This is a genomic window from Phenylobacterium sp., from assembly GCF_036563285.1.
Classification (GTDB): Bacteria; Pseudomonadota; Alphaproteobacteria; order Caulobacterales; family Caulobacteraceae; genus Phenylobacterium.
The window spans coordinates 286,060-302,283 of record NZ_DATCMR010000002.1 but is presented as its reverse complement, the minus strand read 5'-3'; the positions used below and the strand labels follow the sequence as shown (position 1 = coordinate 302,283).

Sequence of the window (16,224 nt, the reverse complement as noted above, 5' to 3'; positions counted from 1 at the left end):
GCGCAAGATCTTGCCGGTGAACCGCTTCCCGGGCCGGCACTCCGAACGGAACTTCCAGCCGCAAGCCTCCATTGTGGCGCCATGAGCGCAGACGGCGTCACCCTGGCCCCGCCTCCGGGCGCGCGGCCCGACTGGACCATCGACCAGGGTTGGGAGCACTACGCCCAGGCCGAGCACGACGTCTGGATCACCCTCTACGAGCGGCAGGTGAAGCTGCTCGAGGGCCGCGCCTGCGACCCCTTCCTGCGGGGGCTGGACTCGCTGGACCTGCACCGCACCGGCATCCCCGACTTCGCGCGGATCAACGAGGAGCTGATGCGGCTCACCGGCTGGACGGTGGTGGCCGTCCCCGGGCTGGTGCCCGACGAGGTGTTCTTCGACCACCTGGCGAACCGCCGCTTCCCGGCCGGGCAGTTCATCCGAAAGCCCGAGCAGCTGGACTACCTGCAGGAGCCGGACATCTTCCACGACGTGTTCGGCCACGTGCCGATGCTCACCGACCCCACCTTCGCCGACTACATGCAGGCCTACGGCAAGGGCGGGCAGCGGGCGATGAGCCTGGGCCGGCTGCACAACCTCGCCCGGCTCTACTGGTACACGGTTGAGTTCGGCCTGATGGAAAGCCCGCAGGGCCTGCGGATCTATGGGGCGGGCATCGTCTCGTCCTATGCGGAGTCGGTGTTCGCGCTGGACGACCCCTCCCCCAACCGGATCGGCTTCGACCTGGAGCGGGTGATGCGCACGCCCTACCGGATCGACGACTTCCAGCAGGTCTATTTCGTGGTCCCGGCCCTGCAGACCCTGCTGGACGTGACGACGCACACGGACTTCGCGCCGCTCTACGATCGGCTGGCGACGGCGGCGGACATCCCCATCGCGGCGATCGAGCCCTCGGACCGGGTGTTCACGCGCGGGACGCAGGCCTACGCCGACGCCGGCGGCCGCACAGCCGCCTAGTAATCCCGCCGCCACCTCACCGCGAGCCTCGCACCCGCCTGCCCCGCGATGCGGGACAGGATGGAGAGGTTGGGGCGGACGCGCCATTCGACCTGGGCCGCGGGGCCCTCGCGGCCGCCGCCGATGATCTCCAGGTAGACGTCGTCGGTGAGGTACTTGCCGCCCGCCACGGTGACGCCCTCCGAACCGCCGCCGCCGAAGGCCAGCCGGTCGAGGCCGGCGAGCTGGCGCAGGTTGCCGATCACGTCGAAGCCGCCGCCGCTGGCCAGCCCCGAGAGCGCCGAGGCGAGCTGGGCCGCCTCGATCGGCGACAGCTGCGACGCCGAGCGGCCGAACAGCACCTGCGACAGCACCTCGTCGTTCGGCAGGGTCGGGTTGGAGGTGAGCGTCACCTCCGGCCGGGCGGCGACGCCGCGGATCCGCACCATGGCCAGCAGCGAGGGGTCGGCGCGGGTGGCGGTGAGGTCGAGGCGGATCTGCTCGGCGCGGGTGGAGAGGTAGACCACGCTGGAGGTGTCGAAGGCGAACCGCTTGCCCGCGAAGTCGTAGTCGCCCCGCACCACGCGCGCGGTGCCGCTGAGCTGCGGCCGCGAGGTGGTGCCGCCGACGCGGGCGTCCAGCGACAGCTCCACGTCGAGGCCGCGCCCGCGCAGGAACACGCGGCGCGGCGCGGTGAGCGTCACGTCGAGGTTCCAGCCCTCGCCGCGGCGCGAGGCAGGGGGCAGGGACGCGGGCAGGTCGGCCGGCCGGTTGCGCTCCACCACGTCCATGGCCACCACCCCGGACGGCGTCGGCAGGCGCGCCGCCACGTCGGCGCGGTCGATGGCGAGGGCTCCGGAGAGCCGGACGCGGCCGCTGGCGGCGCGGTCGATGGCGGCCTGGCCGCTCGCCGAGGCGGTCATCTGCTCGTTGTCGATCAGCCGGAAGCCGCGCAGGTTCAGGCGGAAGCTGGAGGCGCCGGCGCGCTCCAGGCTGATTCGCCCGGCGCCGCTGACCGAGCCCCCCTGCCCGTCCACGCCGGCGGCCTGGGTGACGCTGACCACGTCCTCGTCGAAGGTGGCGGCGACGGCCACCTCACGCAGGGACAGGCCGCTCCACCCGTCATCGAAACGGCCGCGCTGGACGGTGATATCGCCGCGGGCCCGCGGGTCGGCCAGCGTGCCGCCGAGCGTGCCGCGGGTGCGCACGAAACCGGCCAGGCTGCGCTCGCCGCCGAAGAACAGGTCCCAAAGCGGCCGCACCTCGCCCTCCGCGGAGAAGCGGCCCTGCATGGGGCGCAGCCGGGCAACCGCGAGACGGAACGGCGCAGCCGAGGCTTCGGTGGGGAGCACCACGGCGCCTTCCGCGCGCAGGCCCTCCCGGTTGGTGGCCGAACCGTCGAGGGTGAGGGTGGAGTCGGCCAGCCGGCCGCGGATCACCCCGTCGACACCGGACACCGCCGGCGCGCCTCGGCCGCGGGCGTCGGTCAGGCGGGCTTCCAGGGCGCCGGTGAGCGCGCGGCCGCGGCCCTGCAGGGTGAGCGTCCCCTGCACGCGGCCGGCGAGGTCCTCCTCGATCAGCGACAGGCCCAGGTTGGTCGCCTGCAGGCGCACGTCGGCCAGGTCCCCGGCCAGCCGTCCGTCGACGCCGACCCGGCCGCCGTCGGAGGTGGCGAGCACGGCATGCGCGCTGCGCTCCGGGCCGCCGAAGCGGAAGACTGCCGTCTCAAGGGTGCGCAACTCGCGCGGTCCCAGCCGGCCCGTGCCGTCGAAGCTGGCGGCGTAGCCGGGTCGCGCCTCGGTGAGGACGCCCCGGCCGGCGGCGGTCCAGTGCCCGCCGGGCGACTCCCCCTCCGCGCCGGCCGTGTAGGGAAGTCGCGCCAACGGGCCGTCGGCCATGATCCGCGCCGTGGCGAGCGTCACGCCGGAGCCCGGCAGCCGGGCGTTCTGACCCGCCAGGTTCAGGGTCGCCCGCGGACCTCCGGGTGCGTCCACGATGCGCACGGAGCCGGTCACCCGTCCGGTTTCCAGGAACGCGCCGGGCGTGACCACCAGCCTCAGGTCCGCCGCCGAGGGCGAGCGGCGGCGCAGCGACAGGGCGCCGGACGCGTTCAGCCCGCCTGCGTCCACGGCGAGGTTGGTGAGGTCCACCCCGCCCGCCGGGAAGCGGAAGTCGGAGCGGCCGCGGGCGGGACCGTAGGCGCTCTGGGCGGCCACTGCGATGGCGCCGCTGGAGCCGTCGGGGCGGCGCAGGAAGCTGAGGGTAACCCGTGCGTTTCGCAACGGCAGGCGCGGCACGTCGATCTCGGCGACGTCGGCGGTCAGGTCGATGCGCGGCTCGGCGAGGCGGCCGGTGACCGCGCCGTTGCCCTTGGCGCGTCCGGCGATCTCCACCGGACCGGCGCGGAACGGCCCAGACGCGCTCCAGTCGACCTTGAAGCTCAAGGCCCCGTTCGGCTCAAGGACACCGGCGGTGGAGGCGTCGAGGGCCGCGCCGTTGACGGTCCCGCGCGCCACCGAGACGCGCCGTCCGGAGAGGCTGGCCTGCAGGCCGACCCGCGGGCTGGCGCCCAGCAACCGGTCGAGCTCGCCGTAGCCGGTGGCGAACCGCTGGCCGCGGGCCGCGACGTCGAACACCCAGGGCTTGCCGGCCCCGGACTGGGTTGCGGACCAGGTGGCGCTGGCCGCGCCGGCGGCGCCGGTCCGCGCGGCGGCGAGGTTGGAGAGGTCCGCCCGCCCCTTGAAGGTGAGCCCGCCCAGCAGGCCGCGGCCGCCGGTGGCGGTGAGCTTCAGCCCGCGGCCGGTCACGTCGAGCCGGCGCACCTCCAGGCGGCCGTCGCGCAGGCGCGCGGCCTCGAAGCCGGCCCGCGGTGCCCCGCCCAGGATGGCGGGGATCCAGCCGGCCCCTGAGCCCCCCCGCCCGGTCAGCTGGCCCTGCAAGGTGACCACGCCGGTGCGGGTCTCGATCTCCACGGGACCGGAGGCGTCGGCGAGGCCGTAGGCGCCGACCTTCAGGCGCGAGACGCCCGCCGTGCCGGCGAACCGCCAGGCGGTCCCCTGCCCGGTGACCCGACCGGCGATGCGCGCGGGCCCCATCTGGGGGCCGCCGGTGATCCGCGACAGGGCCTGGGTGTTGGCGACCACCGTGGCGCCGCCGGGGCCGAGCCGCCGCTCCATCACGTTGCCGAGGCCGTCGATGCGAACGGATGCGTTGTCGGCGTAGAACCGCCCGGCGAGCGCGTGCAGGTCGCGCCCCGAACGCCGGCCGGCGATGCCGAAGGCGACGCGCGCGCCGAACCGCTCGGCCCAGCGACGGGTGAGGGTCGAGGCGGTCAGCACGGCGCGGCCGCTCGCCTCGCCGCCCTCGGGCGTCCAGGCCCCGCGGGCATCCAGCGGCCGCAGGGTGCCGGAGGTGGCGACGGCGGTGAAGCGGCCCTCGGAGGTCTTGCCGTCGGCCGCCGCCTTCAGCTCGAACGGCTGCTCGGTCGGCAGCCCGAGCGCGCCGGCCAGCGCGCCGCCCTGGGCCTCCACCGCGTCGACGCGGATGACCAGCGGGCGGTCGGGGGAGACGTCGAAGTCCAGGTTCAGGTGGTCGCCGGGGTGCAGCACGCTGGCGGCGCGCACCCGGCCCTCGCGCCCGCCGCGGCGCTCGATGTCGAGGCTGGCGGCGAGGTCGTAGACACCGCGGCGGTAGCTGAAGCCCTCCAGCATCTCTACGCGGGCCGTGGCCTCGTCGATGTGGAAGGAGAGCGGCAGGCCGCGGTCCTTGCCCTTGGGCCTGAGCGTCGGGCGGCGGATCAGGCGGATGGTCTGGGCGTCGATGCGCTCGGCGCTGAAGCGGCGGCGGAACAGGTCGGCGTAGCGCCATCGCATGCGCACGTTGCTGGCCTCCAGCCAGACGCCCTTCTCGTCGCGCAGGGTCAGGCGTCGGATGGTGAAGTCGCGCCACAGGTCGCCGCCGAGCCCCTCGATCTTGAGCTGGCCGACGCGGCCGACCTTGAGCCCGTCGGTGCGCGCCTCGATCAGCACCCGCGCCTGCGGCAGCAGCACCGCGTAGCGCCCGGCGGCCCACAGGCCGACGATCAGCACGAAGACGGCGGCCAGCAGGACGAGGATCAGCTTCGGGAGGAGGCTGCGCTTCAGGACCGGGGTTTCGGGGACCTCGCTCAAAAGCTCTGCCCCAGGCTGACGTAGATCTGGAACGGCGAGTCCCCGCGGCGGTCGGTGACCGGCACCGCGACGTCCACGCGGATCGGGCCGAAGCCCAGATGGTAGCGCACGCCCACGCCGACCCCGACGGCCAGATCGCTGAAGTCCGGGATCTGGTCGGTGCCGACGGCGCCCGCGTCGACGAAAGCGGCGAGCTCCCAGGTCCGGGTGATCTGGCGGCGCACCTCCACCGAGGTTTCGAGCAGGGAGGCGCCGCCCTGCGGGGTGTTGTCGGCGAGCCTCGGGCCCACGGCCTGGTATCCAAAACCGCGCACCGAGCCGCCGCCGCCGGCGTAGAAGCGCCGCGAGGCGGGCACGTCGGGGATCGAGCCGTTGACGAGGCTGCCGACGCGCAGCCGCCCCGCCAGGACCGTGCGGGCGTCCTGGTCCAGCGGCCGGTAGATCGTCCCGTCGCCCACGAGCCGCAGGAACGGCAGGGTGTCGTCGCCGGCGATCAGCGTCGGCTCGGCCCGCGTGTTCACCCGCCAGCCGCGGCGCGGATCCAGCGGATCGTCGGAGCGGTCGAGGGCGAAGGCGGCCAGCAGGGTCGCGGTGAGCAGGTCGCGGCCCAGCGGGGTCAGCTCGCGCACGCGCAGCTCGTCGGTGCGTGAGAGGTCCAGCGAGGCGCCGACGGTGACGTAGGAGCCCTGGGTGAGGAACGAGGTGCGGCCGAAGCGGCGGGTGACGTCGGCGCGCACGCCCACGCCCGTCTCGTCGTAGGCGTCGGTGCGCACCCGGTAGGCGGCGCTGCCGGCGGTGAAGGTCTGCTGGGGATGGCGCCAGTGCGGCAGGGTGAGCGTCGCGCCCAGCCGGCTGTCGACGCTGGAGGCGCGGGCAAGGACGCCGAGAGTGTCGGCGCGGCCCAGCCAGTTGTAGCGCGTCCAGCGGACCTCGGCCCCCAGGCCCTCTTCGGTGGAATAGCTGGCGCCGACCTCCAGGGTGCGGCGCTTGCGCTCCGCCAGGCTGACCACCACCGGGCGGCGGCCCTGCTCGTCGATCATGGCTCGCGGCGCGAGCGCGACGGTGACGGACTCGAACACGCCTGCGTCGAGCAGCCGCCGCTCCAGCTCGCCGACGTCTTCGGGATCGTAGGCGTCGCCCGCCCTCCAGGGGGCGAGGCGGCTCACCCAGCGCGGATCCGTCCGCCCGTCGGTGACTAGGCGCACGCCGTTCAGGCGCACCACGTCGCCGGCGGCGATCCGGAAGGTCGGGCGCACGGTCCTGTCGGCGTGGTCGACGATCACCTCGCGCGGCTCGGCGCGGACGTCGGCGTAGCCGCGCTTCTGGATCGCGGCCACCGCCCGGCCTTCGGCGCCGACCACGTCGGCCGCGCGCCCGGGCTGGGCGGGGTGGAACTCGAGCGCCGCCTCGGCCGCGGACGTGGCGGCGGCGTCGGGCTGCGGCCCCACCCAGGCGATCCGCGGCTGGGCGATCACGAACCGCGGGCCGGGCTGGACGCGGACCAGGGGCCTCGGCGCGTCGCCCTCCCCGACGTCGGGCTCGACGACATAGGCGTAGTAGCCCTCGGAGCGGAGGACCGCGATCACGTCCTCGGCCGCGTCGCGGGCGCGGCGGCGGGCCTCGAAGCGGTTCTCGATGGGACGGTCGGTCTCGCCGACCGCGCGGGTCACCGCGGTCCGCAGGTCCTCCGGCAGCTCGCCTTCGATCTGGGCGCGCGGCGGCGCGGCCCGCGCCGGCATGGCGTGGGCGTACGCGCACAAGGCCGCCGAGGCGGCGACGGCGTAAGCCACTCGGTTCAAACGCGAATCCTCGGGCCGCCCCCCTGCTCCGGGTGTAGCGGGGCGGCTGGCGGCTGTCACGGCCGGGCTTTCAGCGGCACATCACACAGCAACGCCTGCGGCGATCTGCCTGAGGTGAAAGGTCGCCTGACGGTCTAGAAGGTACAACAAGAAGTAAACAAGCTTGGCCTTAGAGCATCATGGCCAGCCAATTCTGACACAATTAGGGCGAAGAGCGGGTTCCCGCGCTCACAATAGGTTGTGTCTGCAATCGTCAGCTTGACCAGAGACGAATGTTGCTGCGTCGAAACCGCGCAACTACTTCTCTCACCACGCAGGGGGGAGCGCCGCGCGATTCAGCGCGGGACGACTTCCAAACAACTCATCTGACGGTGCGAGGGTTTCGTCTTGGCTTATCAAAACTACTCCGGCCAGTGGCTGGCGCAGTCCAACTCCAGCTACCTGTGGCTCGTCAACGAGTGGCAGGCGATCGTGCCGACCTCCGGTGTCGACACGGCCAAGATCTGGCAGTCCTACACGCTGTCGCCCAACAGCCCCATGCAGAACCTGATCGTGTTCGGGGACGGCAACTACGCCGCGGGCAATGACCAGAACAACGTGCTGAAGACCGAGGCCCCCCGCACCCTGATCTACGGGGCGCGCGGCGAGGACGTCTTCATCGGCTCCGGCGGCAGCGGCACGACCTTCATCGTCGCCGCCGGCGAGGGCAACAAGGTCGTCCAGAACTTCACCCAGGGCGCCGACACCGTGCGGCTGATCGGCGGGCCGCTCACCAGCATCGAGGCCGTGAAGGCCAACATGGTCCAGCAGGGCTCGGACGTCCTGCTGAACGACGGCGGCACGATGATCCTGTTCCGCAATTCGCAGATCAGCCAGTTCGACGCCTCGGACTTCCAGCTGCCGCTGAACTACGCGGGCCTGGGTTCGCTCACCTTCTCCGAAGAGTTCAACAACCCCGGGACCATCGGGACCAACTGGGTCACCAACTTCGGCTACGCCGGGGACGGCCTGAACAGCTTCACCCTGCCCCAGAACGGCGAGCAGCAGATCTATACGAGCGCCGCCTTCAAGGGGACGTCGGGCGGACCCCTGGGCCTCAATCCCTATTCGTTCAACAACGGCGTTCTGACCATCACCGCGCAGCCGGTGAGCGACTGGCACTCGTCGCAAATGTGGGGCTACGACTACTCGTCGGGGATGCTCAAGTCGAACTTCACCCAGACCTACGGCTACTTCGAGATCCGCGCCGAGCTTCCCAAGGGCCAGGGCCTGTGGCCCGCCTTCTGGCTGCTGGGCGAGCAGAACCGCGAGATCGACATCCTCGAGGGCCTGGGGAGCAACACCAAGGTCGCCTACAACGCCCTGCACTCCAACGCCGTGCCCGCGATCGGCAACCCCAGCTTCAATCCGTACGGCGACGGTTTCCACACCTACGGCGCGCTCTGGAATCCCAAGACGATCACCTTCCTCGTCGACGGGACGCCGGTTTGGACCACGCCGACGCCCTACGACATGGACCAGCCGATGAAGATGATCCTCAACCTGGCGGTCGGGGGCAACTGGGCCGGTTCGCCGGACGCCAGCACGCCATGGCCGGCGCAGATGAAGATCGACTACGTGCGGGTCTACAACCTGCCGGGCAACGGCACGGCGCCGCAGCCGACCACGCCGCCGCCGGTGATCACCACTCCGCCGCCGACCACGACCACCCCGCCCCCGGCCCCGGCCCCGGCGACGACGGGTCAGGTCCTCACCTCCTCCAAGTACGCCGACGTTCTCACGGGCGGGACGGGCGCCGACACGCTGGTGGCGGGCCAAGGCCCCGACCAGCTCACCGGCGGCGCGGGCGGCGACACCTTCGTCTTCAAGGCCGCGCCCTGGAACGCCGGGAACATCAAGGACTTCCAGGTCGGCGTGGACCGGTTGGACTTCTCGGCCGTCTACAAGGGCGCCGAGCCGATCGGCAACTACCTGACCTTCGTCTCGGACGGAGCGGGCGGGACGAAGGTCATGCTCGACATCGACGGGGCGTCTTCGGCCAACCCCTGGCCCTTCACCATGGTGACTCTGAACGGCGTCAGCCCCGCGGGCCTGACCGCGGCCCAGGTGCTGGGGGCGGCTGCGCCGACCCCGCCGCCGGTCACCACCACGCCGCCGCCCGTCACCACGACGGCCGGCCAGGTGCTGGTCTCCGACACCTATGCGGACGTCCTGGTGGGAGGCTCGGCCAACGACACCCTGTCGGCCGGCCAGGGCCCCGACCGGCTCACCGGCGGCGCGGGCGCGGACCACTTCGTGTTCGGCAAGCTGCCCTGGAACGCCGGCCACGTGACCGACTTCCAGCACGGGGTGGACAAGATCGACCTGCGCCCGCTGTTCCAGGCGGCCGGCTACCGCGGCTCCAATCCGGTGGCCGACGGCTACCTGCGGCTGGAGGGAGACGGCGCCGGCGGCACGAAGGTGCTCTTCGACCAGGACGGCTGGGGCTCCGGCAACCCGTGGCCCACGACCATCACGACGCTCGACGGCGTTGCGCCTTCGTCCGTGACGTCGAGCGACTGGCTGTTCCAATAGGGAAGTGCTGCGGCGGGAAAGCGCTCTTGCGATAACGCTCTGACCCACGGTCCGGACTGGGGCCGATGATCGGCGCGCCCGTGGGCCGTCGTAGCCCGCCGCAGCACCCCTCAATCTAGGATCAGCGCCGCCAGGGCGGTAGAGGCCTCACCGCTTCGTGCAGGCGAGCTTGCGGCTGTATTCCAGCGAGGCCGGGTCGAGCGTCCGCGCCTTGGCCAGCTCGGCCTGGGCTTCCGAACAGCGGCCCAGCGCCGCCAGGGCGACCGCGTAGCTGTCGTGGACGGCGGGGACCTGCGGCGCGGCGGCGGCGGCGCGCTGGCAGGAGGGCAGCCCCTCGCCCGGCCTGCCGGCCAGGGTGAGGATGTAGCAGCTGTTGTTGAGCACCGCCGGCTCGTCGGGCGCGAGCTTCGCCGCCTGGGCGTTGTCGGCCAGCGCCGCCTGCACCTCCCCCACCTCCGCCAGCACGCCGGCCCGGTTGGCGTAGCTCACCCAGTCCTTGGCCGGCATGCTGCGGTAGACGGCGAGCGCCCGCGGGTAGCCGGCATCGCCGCCCCGCTTGAGGATCGGCAGGACGTAGGGCAGCACCGCCTCCGGCTCGGCGTCGGCGGAGCGGTCCGGCACGCCGGGCGGCGACTTGCCCTCCAGCATGGCCAGCGCCACCTGGGCGTCCTCCAGGGCCTCCGGCTCCCGCCCCACCCGCTCGTAGGCGGCGGCCCGGAAGGCGTGGAAGGTGGCGTCGGAATAGAGCCTCTGGGTGCGGTCCGCGGGCCGGGCCTCGTCGTAGAACCGCACCGCCGCGGCGTAGTCGCCGCGCAGGAAGGCGTGGGTGCCCAGGTTGATGTAGGCCAGCATCCGCTCCGCCGATCCCGGCGCGGCCGCCTTGGCGCAGGCCTCGAAGTCCATGCCGCCCTCGGCGTCGGGCTGGCAGGGCTTGGGCGGCTCGGCCGCCGCGGGCGCGGCGAGCGCCAGGGCGGCGATGATACCGGCGATCAGCCTCATCCGGGTCCTCCTGGGCGCGAGCCTTTCACGCCGCCGCCGGAACCTCCAGCCCCATCTCCGACAGCAGCTCGAGCCAGGCCGCCCGGCCCTTCGCCTGGCTGAACCGCTCCACCGCGGTGGAGCGGGCGGCCTCCCGCATGGGCCGCGAAGCCTCAGGTTGGCGGCAAGCCTCGATCAGCGTGGCGGCCAAGGCGTCCACGTCGAAGAACGGCAGCAGCCGCCCGTTCACCCCATCCTCGATGGCGTCACGCACCGGGGCGGTGTCGGAGCCTATGACGTAGCAGCCCAGCGCCATGACCTCGACCACCGACCACGAGAGCACATAGGGCCAAGTGTAGTAGACGTGGGCGGTAGAGAGCTTCAGCACCTCGTGCATCACCGGGTGCGCCAGCCACCCCAGGAAATGCACCCGCGCCGGGTCCAGCTCGACGCCGGCCAGCGCGGCCTCCTTCCAGGTCCCGCCGCCGGGCGCGTCGCCCGCGTAGGCCGAGGTCAGGGTCTCGCGCCCGACGATCAGCACCTGCGCCTCCGGGACCTCCGCCAGCACCCGCGGCAGGGCCCGGGCCAGGATGTGCAGGCCGCGCAGGGGCTCCAGGTAGTTGTTCACATGTGTAATGACCGGCGTCCCGGGCCGGATCACCGTCCCGCCAGGCAACTGCAGGGGCTTGGGCGAACCGGGCCGGATAGTCTCCACATCGATTCCCTCGTGGATGATCCGGGTGATCGGCCGGAACGCCGCCGGCAGGGTGGCGGCCTGGAAGGGCGTGGGCGCCACGATGGCGTCGGCGTCGCAGAGCTCCAGCGCCGGCGCCGCCCAGCGCGACTTGGCGAGCAGCTGGGTCTGCATCGAGGACGACTGGAACTCCGGATCGAACGGCGCCGCCGGCCGCGGCCGGCCCGAGAACAGCTCCGGGAACAGCACCTGCCGCGCCTCCGGGAAGATCTCGGCCATGAACGCCATCTCGCCCCACATCGCGTGGCCGACGATGACGGCGGGGTCGAACCCGCCCCCCTTCAGCTCATGCGCCACGCGGGAGGCCATCGACGCGCGGATGAAGTCTCCCTCGGCAGCCATCGCCAGGGGGTAGACGCCCGGCGTCGAGGCGCGGGGGATCGCATAGCGGGCGGTGTTGACGCCCTCCAGCCCCTGCGCCTCGAGTCCGCCGATCGCCGCGCATGGCACGCCGCGCGCCACCAGCGTCTGCGCCAGATCGCGAAACTGGCCGGGAAAGCCATTGTGGACGAAGAGGACGCCTGACCCCATGGCCCGGTTCTGCCCGAGCCCGCGTCCGGTGTCAGCAGGGACGGTTGGTAGGCCGGGTGAGGTTCGAACTCACGACCATTCGATTAAAAGTCGAATGCTCTACCACTGAGCTACCGGCCCACGACGCGGCAAGCCGGACGGCCTTCGCGAAGCGGCGCGGACCATATGCAGCGGGACCCTGGGGCGCAAGGCCGCGAAACAGACAAGGACTCAGCTAGATTGCCGTCCATGCGCAGCCTCGCCGCCGCCGCCGTGTTCGCCGCCGCCCTGGCCGGGACGGGCTGCGTGACCGCGCCGGCCGACGGCTCCCCCCGGGTGCAGACCACCGGCGACGCCAACCGCGAGAACCTCAAGGGCGCGGTGAGGGCGCCGCTGCGCGACCTCAACCTGCTGCGCACCAAGATTCCCGTCGTGCTGCTGGAGGCCATGGCCGACCCCTATGCACGCCCGCCGCGGCGGGTGACCTGCGTCGAGCTGGTTGCGCTGGTGCAGCCGCTGAACGACGCGCTGGGCGCGGACCTCGACACGCCGTCGACCGACGAGGATGACCTGCTGCTGAAAGGCCGAGAGAGCGCCTACGGGGCCGTCGCGGGGGTGACCACCGATGCGATCCCCTTTCGCGGCTGGGTGCGCAAACTCTCCGGCGCCGAGCGGCACGACAGGCTGGTGCAGGCGGCGATCAGCGCCGGCGCGGTGCGCCGCGCCTACCTGAAGGGGCTGGGAGAAGCCAGGGGCTGCCCGCCACCGGCAACGCCGAGCCACGAACTGGCCGGCAGCGAGGTGATCACCCAGGAGTTCCGGCCGCGCTATCCGACCCGGCCGCCGCCGCCCGGGCCCGGGAAGCCTGCCGAAACGCCGAAAGCCTCCCCTCGGCGATAGCCGCGCGCATCTCGGCCATCAGGGCCTGGAAGAAGGCGATGTTGTGCCAGGAGAGCAGCACCTGGCCCAGGATCTCGTCGGCCTTCACGAGGTGATGCAGGTAGGCCCTCGAATAGTCGCGGCTCGCCGGCACGTCGCTGTCCGGATCGAGGGGGCTCTCGTCCTCGGCGAACCGGGCGTTCTTCAGGTTGATCGGGCCGTCCCAGGTCCAGGCCTGGCCGTGCCGCCCCGAGCGGGTGGGCAGCACGCAGTCGAACATGTCCACGCCGCGCCAGACGGCCTCCACGATGTCGATGGGCTTGCCAACGCCCATCAGGTAGCGGGGCCGTTCTGGCGGCAGCTGGGCCGGCGCGAAGTCCAACACCTCGACCATGGCCTCGTGGCCTTCGCCGACCGCCAGACCGCCGATGGCGTAGCCGTGGAACCCGATCTCCTGCAGCCGCTGCGCCGACTCTCGGCGCAGATGCTCGGCCGTGCCGCCCTGCTGGATGCCGAACAGGGCCTGGGTGTCGCGCTGGCCGAAGGCGGCCTTGCAGCGCTGCCCCCAGCGCGCGGAGCGGCGCATGGCGTCGGCGACGACGCTCTCCTCGGCTGGGAGCGCGACCAGCTCGTCCAGCTGCATGACGATGTCGGAGCCCAGCAGGTCCGCCTGGATCTCCATGGACCTCTCGGGCGAGAGCACGTGGCGCGAGCCGTCGATGTGGCTGGCGAAGGTGACCGCCTCCTCCGTGACCTTGGCGATCTTCGACAGCGACATGACCTGGAAGCCGCCGCTGTCGGTGAGGATCGGCTTGTTCCAGCGCATGAACCTGTGCAGCCCGCCCAGCCTCGCGACCCGTTCGGCGGTAGGGCGGAGCATCAGGTGGTAGGTGTTGCCCAGGATGATATCGGCGCCGGTGGCCGCCACCTGGTCCACGGTCAGCGCCTTGACCGTCCCCGCGGTGCCCACCGGCATGAAGGCCGGCGTCCGGATCTCGCCCCTGGTCGTGGAGAGCACGCCGGTGCGCGCGGCGCCGTCGGTGGCCTGGATGGTGAAGGGGAACGCGGCCACCTAGGCGGCCCTCCAGAGCAGGCTGGCGTCGCCGTACGAGTAGAAGCGGTATCCCGTCTCGATGGCGTGGGCGTAGGCGGCGCGCATGGTCTCCAGGCCCGCGAAGGCGGAGACCAGCATGAACAGCGTCGACTTCGGCAGGTGGAAGTTGGTCATCAGCCCGTCCGCCGCCCGGAAGCGGTAGCCCGGGGTGATGAAGATGGCGGTCTCGTCCATGAACGGCCGGATCACGCCGTCGTCGCCGGCAGCGGACTCCAGCAGGCGCAGCGAGGTCGTGCCGACGCACACGATCCGGCCGCCGGCGTCGCGAGCGGCATTGAGGGTCTGGGCGGTGACGGCGTCCACCTCCCCCCACTCCGGGTGCATGCGGTGCTCGGCGACGACCTCGGTCTTCACCGGCAGGAAGGTGCCGGCGCCCACGTGCAGGGTGACGAAGGCGGTCTTGACCCCGGCCTCGTCCAGGCGGGCGAACAGCTCCGGCGTGAAGTGGAGACCGGCCGTGGGCGCGGCGACGGAGCCGTCCTCGGCGGCGTAGACCGTCTGGTAGTCGGCGCGGTCCTGCGCGTCCTCGGCGCGCTTGGCGGCGATGTAGGGCGGCAGAGGCATGGCGCCGCGCTCGGCGATGGCGGCGTCAAGGTCGGGACCGGACAGGTCGAAGGCGAGCGTCACTTCGCCGCCCTCGCCTTTCGCCTTCACTGTGGCGTCTAGCGCGCCCAGGAAGCAGGCGCGGTCCGAGCTTTCCCCGAAGGAGACGCGGTCGCCTTCCGCCAGGCGCTTGCCGGGCCGCATGAAGGCGGTCCACACGTGGGGCGAAAGCCTGCGGTGCAGGGTGGCTTCAACGGCCACGCGGCTCTCGTCACGGGTGCGGACGCCCTTCAGCCGGGCCGGGATGACCTTGGTGTCGTTGAGCACCAGGACGTCGCCGGCGCGCAGCTCGCCGGGCAGGTCTCGGACGGTCAGGTCCCGCAGCGGGCGGCCCGGATCGACCACCAGCAGGCGCGCCGAATCCCTCGGGCTGGCCGGCCGCAGCGCGATGCGCTCGTCCGGGAGGTGGAAGTCGAAGTCGGCCAGTTGCATGGAGCCCGGCTGAAGGCCACGGCGCCTCACTCCCGTCAAGCCGGCGGCGTGCTAGAGGCTGGCATGCGGACGTTCCGAATCGTGCTGACGGCGCTGATCGCCCCACCCGCCTTTCTGGCCGTGCTGGTGTGCGCCACGGCCGCCCTGGCCGCGTGGCTCGGCCGCGGCAGCCTGCGCTTCGACGTGCTCACCCACTTCGCGCCGGTCTGGTTCGCCGGCGGCCTGGTCGCCGCGGTCGGCGGGGCGTTCCTGAAGGGCTTCGACCGTGGCGCGCTGGTGAGCCTCGGGACCATTGCCATGGTCGCGGCCGGGGGCCTGATCGTCCCGGAGCTCATCCGCTCAACGGGGCCCAAGGCGGCGGCCGATGCACCGGGGCAGATCAAGCTGGTCCAGTTCAACGTGTGGTACCACAACCGTGACATGGCCAGTGTCGTAGCCTGGCTGCGCAAGGAGGCGCCGGACGTCGCAGTGCTGGAGGAGGCTACCCCGGAACTGCGGCGCCTGCTGCAGGCTGAGCCGGGCTGGCACGTCAGCGGCGGACGCTCCGAGGTGGTGATCATCTCCAAGGCTCAGCCGGTCTCCAGCTTCGGGCGCGGGGAGTTCCCGCCCACCGTAGGTCCGATCGGCGGCGCCACCTTCCGCGACGCACGCGGCGCCTTCACCGTGATCGGCGTCCATTACGCCTGGCCCACCGACGCCGCCGACCAGCAGAGTCAGGAACGACGGCTGGCGGCGGCCATCCGCAAGTACCGGGGCGAGCGGACGATCGTGGCCGGCGATTTCAACTCCGCCCCCTGGTCCTTCTCCCGCAAGCGCTGGGACCGCGAGTTCGGCCTGCCGCGGCGGACGCGGGCGCTCTTCTCCTGGCCGGCCGCGCAGTACAACCGCATCCGCTGGCTGGGGCTGTTCCCGATCCTGCCGATCGACCATGTCTACGCCGGCGACGGCTGGGCGACGGTGAGCGTGAAGCGCGGACCCAAGGTGGGGTCGGACCACTACCCCGTGATCGTCACCCTAGCGCCTCGCGCGCCGAGCTGAGCTGGGCCTCCAGCTTGCGGCGCTGGTCGTGGTGGCGCGCCTTCGCGGCCTCCAGCTCGCGCTCAACGGCGGCCCGCTGCTGCTCGAGGCGGTCGATGGCCTTCGCGTAGTCCCGGTCCAGGTCGCCGAGCCGCCTCTCCAGCTCCGCGACGCGCTTCAGCTGCGCCGGCGTGGGCCCCTTGGGCTTCGGCCGCTTCGCAGGTTTCAGCTTTGCGAGCTCGGCGCGGGAGCCGGCGGGCTTGCGCAGAACCTCTTCCGGCTTGGCCGTGGCGGCCTTCACCAGTTCGGGATCGTCGGTCTCCCGCGCCAGGCCCGTCTTGAACAGGTCCTGGTGGCTTCCCCAGGCGGCCAGGGCCTTGGCCTTGGACGACGTCGCGATGACGTAGTCCGTGAGCCCATCGGAGGTGACGAAGACCTTCAGCCTGGCTGCCATGGGCG

Annotated in this window: 11 protein-coding genes and 1 tRNA gene; 4 read left to right on the top strand and 8 right to left on the bottom strand. The window is 72.4% G+C overall.

Annotated features, from left to right (window positions below):
- Window positions 1-81 precede the first annotated feature (81 nt).
- Entirely contained in the window at window positions 82-957 is an 876-nt protein-coding gene (gene phhA / locus VIL76_RS01700) for a phenylalanine 4-monooxygenase (protein WP_332043244.1), read from the top strand.
- Here phhA and VIL76_RS01695 read toward each other — a convergent pair.
- Together VIL76_RS01695 and VIL76_RS01690 are read right to left on the bottom strand one after the other, a co-directional pair.
- Window positions 954-5,105, bottom strand: coding sequence for a translocation/assembly module TamB domain-containing protein (locus VIL76_RS01695; RefSeq protein WP_332043243.1), 4,152 nt, complete (start codon window positions 5,103-5,105; stop codon window positions 954-956). The genes phhA and VIL76_RS01695 overlap by 4 nt on opposite strands.
- A complete protein-coding gene (locus VIL76_RS01690) occupies window positions 5,102-6,895 on the bottom strand; it encodes an autotransporter assembly complex family protein (protein WP_332043329.1) in 1,794 nt (597 codons plus the stop codon). The genes VIL76_RS01695 and VIL76_RS01690 overlap by 4 nt, the downstream gene beginning before the upstream one ends.
- A 396-nt stretch (window positions 6,896-7,291) precedes the next feature.
- Between VIL76_RS01690 and VIL76_RS01685 the strand changes: the two genes are divergently transcribed.
- Complete coding sequence (locus VIL76_RS01685) at window positions 7,292-9,478, top strand: family 16 glycosylhydrolase (protein WP_332043242.1); 2,187 nt, start codon at window positions 7,292-7,294, stop codon at window positions 9,476-9,478.
- A 147-nt stretch (window positions 9,479-9,625) separates the two neighbouring features.
- Here the strand turns inward: VIL76_RS01685 and VIL76_RS01680 are convergent, their stop codons facing one another.
- The 3 genes from VIL76_RS01680 to VIL76_RS01670 all read right to left on the bottom strand — a co-directional run bounded on the left by VIL76_RS01680 (window position 9,626) and on the right by VIL76_RS01670 (window position 11,861).
- Window positions 9,626-10,477: a tetratricopeptide repeat protein gene (locus VIL76_RS01680; protein ID WP_332043241.1), complete on the bottom strand. Its 852-nt coding sequence runs from the start codon at window positions 10,475-10,477 to the stop codon at window positions 9,626-9,628.
- Between the two features lie 25 nt (window positions 10,478-10,502).
- Window positions 10,503-11,741 (bottom strand): glycosyltransferase, encoded by a 1,239-nt coding sequence (locus VIL76_RS01675; RefSeq protein ID WP_332043240.1) that lies wholly within the window; start codon window positions 11,739-11,741, stop codon window positions 10,503-10,505.
- A gap of 45 nt (window positions 11,742-11,786) precedes the next feature.
- Window positions 11,787-11,861 (bottom strand) — tRNA-Lys (locus tag VIL76_RS01670).
- A gap of 108 nt (window positions 11,862-11,969) precedes the next feature.
- Between VIL76_RS01670 and VIL76_RS01665 the strand changes: the two genes are divergently transcribed.
- Window positions 11,970-12,620 carry a hypothetical protein gene (locus tag VIL76_RS01665; RefSeq protein WP_332043239.1) on the top strand — a complete coding sequence of 217 codons (651 nt, stop codon included), beginning with the start codon at window positions 11,970-11,972 and terminating at the stop codon, window positions 12,618-12,620.
- Here VIL76_RS01665 and tgt read toward each other — a convergent pair.
- Both tgt and queA read right to left on the bottom strand, forming a co-directional pair.
- Window positions 12,526-13,671 (bottom strand): tRNA guanosine(34) transglycosylase Tgt, encoded by a 1,146-nt coding sequence (tgt, locus tag VIL76_RS01660; protein ID WP_332043238.1) that lies wholly within the window; start codon window positions 13,669-13,671, stop codon window positions 12,526-12,528. The two genes, VIL76_RS01665 and tgt, sit on opposite strands and share 95 nt — an antisense overlap.
- Entirely contained in the window at window positions 13,672-14,748 is a 1,077-nt protein-coding gene (gene queA / locus VIL76_RS01655; RefSeq protein WP_332043237.1) for a tRNA preQ1(34) S-adenosylmethionine ribosyltransferase-isomerase QueA, read from the bottom strand. It abuts the gene before it with no gap.
- A gap of 63 nt (window positions 14,749-14,811) precedes the next feature.
- On the opposite strand from queA, the gene VIL76_RS01650 reads away from it, so the two are divergent.
- Entirely contained in the window at window positions 14,812-15,786 is a 975-nt protein-coding gene (locus VIL76_RS01650) for an endonuclease/exonuclease/phosphatase family protein (RefSeq protein ID WP_332043236.1), read from the top strand.
- On the opposite strand, the gene VIL76_RS01645 is transcribed toward VIL76_RS01650, so the two are convergent.
- A complete protein-coding gene (locus VIL76_RS01645) occupies window positions 15,758-16,219 on the bottom strand; it encodes a hypothetical protein (RefSeq protein ID WP_332043235.1) in 462 nt (153 codons plus the stop codon). The two genes, VIL76_RS01650 and VIL76_RS01645, sit on opposite strands and share 29 nt — an antisense overlap.
- Window positions 16,220-16,224 lie beyond the last annotated feature (5 nt).

What these genes read in the sequence shown, in the direction of transcription:
- VIL76_RS01650 (WP_332043236.1), top strand. Translation starts at nt 14,812, where the DNA reads ATGCGGACGTTCCGAATCGTGCTGACGGCGCTGATCGCCCCACCCGCC.
- VIL76_RS01680 (WP_332043241.1), bottom strand. Translation starts at nt 10,477, where the DNA reads ATGAGGCTGATCGCCGGTATCATCGCCGCCCTGGCGCTCGCCGCGCCC.
- VIL76_RS01665 (WP_332043239.1), top strand. Translation starts at nt 11,970, where the DNA reads ATGCGCAGCCTCGCCGCCGCCGCCGTGTTCGCCGCCGCCCTGGCCGGG.
- VIL76_RS01645 (WP_332043235.1), bottom strand. Translation starts at nt 16,219, where the DNA reads ATGGCAGCCAGGCTGAAGGTCTTCGTCACCTCCGATGGGCTCACGGAC.
- queA (WP_332043237.1), bottom strand. Translation starts at nt 14,748, where the DNA reads ATGCAACTGGCCGACTTCGACTTCCACCTCCCGGACGAGCGCATCGCG.
- phhA (WP_332043244.1), top strand. Translation starts at nt 82, where the DNA reads ATGAGCGCAGACGGCGTCACCCTGGCCCCGCCTCCGGGCGCGCGGCCC.
- VIL76_RS01675 (WP_332043240.1), bottom strand. Translation starts at nt 11,741, where the DNA reads ATGGGGTCAGGCGTCCTCTTCGTCCACAATGGCTTTCCCGGCCAGTTT.